Genomic DNA, 3,869 nt, shown 5'->3' with positions numbered 1-3,869 from the left:
AAACTCACCGCACACTCTATATCCTTATAAACTTCCTCAAACTCAAAGGAATCAAAGCCTAGCTCATCTTTAGATGGCACAGGCCTCTTAACCGTGCAAGTGTGGTAGTAGGTCTGGGCCAATATATCAGCTTCTCCCATGAAAATAGGCTTAGTCATACCAGGCCAACCTTCCTATACTCCCTTATCCTAGCCTTATAATCATTTATAAAGCCAGCTGGATCAAGGGCAAGATTAGAAGGTGACCCATACTCTGTAACCTTGGCATTATTTCCATAAGAAATGGTAGTATCACCCCTAGTTACCGAAGAAATCTTCCTAGAATCAGGATTGTTTTCATCCTCTATAGCCTTAGCCTTGTAGTAATTAGCCTTGGTGTACTCAGCCACCATCTGAATTACAATCAGCATAAGGCCAGTCGGGAAATCCCAGCGGTTGCAATAAGCAAGGACCTGACTTTCTATAAGGTCAAAATTAAAGCTTAATAGCTCATCACTTGTAGCTTCGCTAACCTCCTTATCCATCAAAAACCTTGCTTTTTCTAACTTATTTTCCATTACAACCTCCTATTTAAGGAGTTCTAGCAACTCACTTTTTGTAGCCTTAGCCTTGTATTCAATCCCTGCTTCATCAAGCTTTTCTTTGATTTCTGCAACAGTTAAATCTTCTTGATTTTCTTCTACTTCTTCAGTAACTTCTTCATCTTCTTGGGTTTTGTCTTCATCTTCTGGAGCGTCTTCTTTGATTTCTTTGACTTCCTCAACAAAGCCATTTACAAGCTCGTTTAGTTCGTTCAACCTATCTTGAGATACTTCAAAAATATCCCCAACATTCCTGTAACAATCTTCTCTTAAATCATAAAAACATCTATTAGTCTTAACTAACATCTATCCCTCCTTATGCAGCAATTTGTGCCTTAATAATAGCTACCTTGTTATCATCTGGTACATAGTTAGCAAGCTGACCTGCACCTTGGATAGCAATACCATTAAAGTCAGGTGAATCTATAGTCCTATAAGTTTCTATACCTAGGCCAACAACGCCAATATTATCAGGTACAAAAATTGCCACAGTGTTTTCTTGGAAATATTCTTCTGGTAACTCTCTTAGAACAAAGCCCTTGAATTTATTTAGCACTTGTTCATCCACATTTGCAGAAGAATTCTTAGCAGTAGTAGCAAGCTTAGAATCGATTAAGATGTTATAAACATCAGGATTAACATAAGCATTCCATATCCTAGAAGTAGATACCTTTTTATTAACAAATTCTTTTCTAGCCTCAAAGAAAAGTTTTGTGAGGGCTTCCTCAGTTAGTGCTACTTCTTCAGTCTTGCCAGCATTAGCATCCAAAATCTTAGACATATATTGATTAAGGTATTCAACCCATTTTTCAGCGTGTAGGGCAGCCCTTTCTGCTAGAACTTGGGCTGGTATATCATTAACAGTAAACCTATCAATACCTTCGTGAATTGCTATAGGTTCATCGTATTTTACAGATTTATCTATAGACTTAATTTCTTGTCTTGGTCCAAATCTATTTGAATTGCCAGTACCAGTACCAAAGGCCACATTTTCGCCCTTGTCATATTTGTTTATAACTACATTAGTTGGTGATATTTTTAAGTGCAAAAAGTCTTGGTCATACTCAGCACCTTCAGCCACTTGCAAACCACCGCCAAAGGTGTTAAAAAAGTGTTGTTTTGTTTCAAATATCTTCTCGATTACTTGCTTATAATTTTTTGAATAAATTTTCATTGCCATAATAAAAAACTCCTATCTTATTTTTTCAGCCGCAGCAATCCATGGATCTAAAGGCTCAGCTTTTTCTCCAGTTTTTGGAGCGTCTGATTGATACATCTCTTTCTTAATTCGCTCCAAATCCTCTTCATAGGTCTTCTTAAAGCTCGCTATATTATCTTTGGTAGTCTCAATGTCATCTTTCATCAAAAACTCCCCAAACTTTTGTGGTATCTTGTTTTCTTCAAGGACCTTAGAAGTCTCATTTTCAAGTTTCATAAGCCTAATTTCTTCCTGGGCTGCCTCAAGCTTTTTCTGTGTTTCAGCTCTTTCTTCCTCAGCGATTTCATCAGCCGTCATCTTAGCCCTCGCCGCTTCCTTGGCCTTTTCAGCCTTGACAATTTCATTGACCTTATCCTTGGTAAGCATGCCCTTAGTAGCTTCTTTAACCGCCTTATCAACCGCTTCTTGTAACTCTTCTTCGCTATAAGAGATAATATTTTCAGCTTCTTTGCCCTCGTCTTGCTTAACGTCCTCCGGCCCTTTATCTGGCTCATCAACAATTTCAGCACCTTCAGCAAATCTCTGTAAATTAATATCTCTAATCAATAAATCTTTCATTCCTACCTCCGTTTAAAGTCCGTATGACCATATATTCCACACTTCTTTAACGTCGAGTGAGTCAAAGACAATAAAAAAGACGGCTTTCACGCCATCTCAATTATTTATTTATTTTTTTCTATCCATTCTCGCCATTCCTTATATTTTAAACCTAAAGGAACCTTGATATTCCTACCGTCTTTATCTTTAGCCATCCTAGTCCTATCTCCATAGTCTTCCCTATACTTGATAGTGGTAGTCCTACAATTAGGATGAAAAGGTGGATAATTGATACCGACCTGGATTTTATCGACTGGATAATGCTCGCCATCTTTTTCTTGACAAATAGAAGAAGTCCTGTTGTCTAGAGTCGCCAAAAGTTCGTATTCCTCAACCTTTAACTTCTTATAAGTCAAAACATCTGCTTGACCTTTAACATAAGCCGTTTCAGTTCGTATAAGTCTCTTAGCATTAGAGTAGTATTGCCTACCATAGACCTTGGCAAAGTCCCTAGATAAGTTTTCTATAGACCTACCAGCAATGATATTTTTAGCCACCATAGCCTGGGCCCTTTTAGCTATAAAATACGAATTATTCCAAATATTTTCAGAATAATTAGCCCCCGACCAAGGTAGTTCTAGGACTTTCTTAACTTGATTTCTTGATATTCCTACCTTGTGCCTATTCATAAGTGCCAAAGCCTCTGGATTTCTGTCCCTATACTCATCATAAACATTTTTGTAATAGCTATCCTCAATAGAATCAGATAAGAACGAACCTATAACTTCTTCCTCTTTGCTAGCAATAATAGCCGACTGGGCAAGTATTTCAGCCTGCAAGGCCTCTAATCTATTAATCCTAGACCTCATAGCCAAAGTATTAAGTTCTAAAAGTAAGGCCTTATCCTGACTAGTCTTTATCTGATCAAGATATTCCTCCATAGTCATACGCCAGTCCCTAAACTCTTGGCCTTTGATTAACTCTAAAGCCTTTTTAGGATTAAGCTCATTTTCAACCATAAATTGCCCGTAGAGGCTTTTTATAGACTTGTCTATATCTTTACTAGCCTTATCGTAATATCGCCCCAATTTAAGGACCACAGAATCAGCCTGACTTAATAGGTCTAGTAACCTATCCTCACTCCTCTTTTGCCAGTAGGTCTTCTTCTTCATCGTGACCTCCTAGATTTTTGTAAGCCTGCATGGACTTATCAAAGCTTTCTTGGTCTTCATTAGCCTTTTTCTCAATCTCATCGGATGGATTTGCAATGAAAGGTAGTAAAGACAACCTTGTTTCAGTTGATACATCCTGACTCAAGTTCTGGACAATTTGAGTAAGCTCAAGAATATTTTGAGGCAAGCTATCAGAAAATTGCATCTGAATCTGATTTCTAACTACTTCGCTATTGTTTATGATATTTAGGTAAGAAGCTATTAGATCCATACGCTTAGAAAGCGACTCCCTAAAATACATTTCCTTAGTGTTCCTAAGTTCTTCAGCAGTCAAAAGCTTAAGCCTTAGAGATATACCAGG

The 3,869-nt window shown here is 37.7% G+C and carries 6 protein-coding genes; all 6 read right to left on the bottom strand.

Features of this window, described 5'->3' with window-relative positions; genetic code table 11:
- Nucleotides 1–154: 154 nt before the first annotated feature.
- Nucleotides 155–556, bottom strand: a complete 402-nt coding sequence (locus Q0410_RS05395; protein WP_299033947.1) for a hypothetical protein — start codon at nucleotides 554–556, stop codon at nucleotides 155–157.
- A gap of 9 nt (nucleotides 557–565) precedes the next feature.
- Complete coding sequence (locus Q0410_RS05390; protein WP_299033944.1) at nucleotides 566–886, bottom strand: HeH/LEM domain-containing protein; 321 nt, start codon at nucleotides 884–886, stop codon at nucleotides 566–568.
- A gap of 10 nt (nucleotides 887–896) precedes the next feature.
- Entirely contained in the window at nucleotides 897–1,760 is an 864-nt protein-coding gene (locus Q0410_RS05385) for a capsid protein (protein WP_299033941.1), read from the bottom strand.
- A gap of 12 nt (nucleotides 1,761–1,772) precedes the next feature.
- Nucleotides 1,773–2,357 carry a DUF4355 domain-containing protein gene (locus tag Q0410_RS05380; RefSeq protein ID WP_299033938.1) on the bottom strand — a complete coding sequence of 195 codons (585 nt, stop codon included), beginning with the start codon at nucleotides 2,355–2,357 and terminating at the stop codon, nucleotides 1,773–1,775.
- 104 nt (nucleotides 2,358–2,461) lie between these two features.
- Nucleotides 2,462–3,508 carry a minor capsid protein gene (locus Q0410_RS05375; RefSeq protein WP_299033935.1) on the bottom strand — a complete coding sequence of 349 codons (1,047 nt, stop codon included), beginning with the start codon at nucleotides 3,506–3,508 and terminating at the stop codon, nucleotides 2,462–2,464.
- Nucleotides 3,474–3,869 (bottom strand): phage portal protein (locus Q0410_RS05370; protein ID WP_299033932.1); only part of this gene is annotated, 396 nt, incomplete at its 5' end. The genes Q0410_RS05370 and Q0410_RS05375, both read right to left, overlap by 35 nt.

Source organism: uncultured Anaerococcus sp. (assembly GCF_937934665.1).
GTDB lineage: Bacteria > Bacillota > Clostridia > Tissierellales > Peptoniphilaceae > Anaerococcus.
Note: the sequence above shows the minus strand (reverse complement) of the source record. Positions and strands in the feature narration are given on the sequence as shown.